1 protein-coding gene is annotated in these 682 nt (G+C 60.9%); it reads right to left on the reverse strand.

What is annotated here, in order from left to right; genetic code table 11:
* The coding region (locus D3D02_RS18265; protein ID WP_147435713.1) for a carbohydrate ABC transporter permease at positions 1-682 on the reverse strand (682 nt) is incomplete at its 5' end.

A 682-nucleotide genomic window follows, 5' to 3' on the forward strand; every position in this document is an offset into this window, starting at 1 on the left:
TTATTCTTTAAGTGCTCCTGCGGTCAGTCCGCTGACGATGCGTTCCTGTGCGATGATGACGAGGACGACGACGGGGATGACCCCCACAACACTCGCTGCGGCCATGAGGTTGTACTGCGTCGTGTACTGAGTCTGGTAGCTGAGAATCCCGCCGACAATCGGCGACCACTTGGACGCTTCGGGTGACGTCGCCATAATCGAGCTGAAAAAGTACTCGTTGTAGACGCTGATGAACGTGAGGACGCCCGCGGTCGCCACGCCGGGTGCTGAAAGCGGCACGATGACGCGGAATAGCGCGCCCAGTCGGGTCGTTCCCTCCACCCGTGCCGCGTCCTCCAACCCGTCGGGAATCTGCCCGTAGAAGGTCGTGAGGATGAATATCGACAGCGGCAGGAACAGCGCGCTGAACGGGAACACCATCGGTGCCGGCGTGTTGAACAGGTCCGGCGTCGATATCGTCACCATCCCGATGCTAATCGCCGTGTTCCCGGTGAACAGCTCGAAAAGCGGGATGAGGAACGCCGCCGGCGGGAAGTAGCTGATGGCGAGGATGCCGAGCATCAGCACGCCCTTCCCGGGGAAGCGGAGGCGTCCGAAGACGTAGCCCGCGAGGCTTGCGATGAGCAACACGAGTACGGTCGTCGTGATACCGAGCACGAAGCTATTGAACATGTACCAGTGG

The sequence above is a fragment of the Halobellus sp. Atlit-38R genome (assembly GCF_003665925.1).
Classification (GTDB): Archaea; Halobacteriota; Halobacteria; order Halobacteriales; family Haloferacaceae; genus Haloquadratum; species Haloquadratum inordinatus.